The 282-nt window shown below is 41.8% G+C and carries 1 pseudogene; it reads left to right on the forward strand.

Going from position 1 to position 282, the window contains the following annotated elements:
• Positions 1 to 129 precede the first annotated feature (129 nt).
• Positions 130 to 282 (forward strand): annotated as a pseudogene (locus tag SB775_RS28885) (transcriptional regulator); the annotation flags it as partial.

The following is a 282-nucleotide window of genomic DNA, read 5'->3' on the forward strand; positions in this document are numbered from 1 at the left end:
GTGGATCAATCAATCCAGGGCATTCAACAATCGTTGAACTTATTTACAGCTCCTAAGTCAACCTTCTTGTCCCCACCACATACAAAAAACATAATTGAAGCCGGACGTTCCTGAATTGCCGATTTAGGTATGATCGGCGAAGTGGGAAGCGAAGATTTACTAAACATTTTACGATTCCTTCCAAATGAAAAGCAAAGACTCGGTTCTGCCTACACGATCCCATATTTAAAGGAAATTTTTGCAGGAATCGCTGTTGAAAAGCTGCGAGATCAAGCTGGAGAG

The organism is Peribacillus sp. SIMBA_075, from assembly GCF_046534585.1.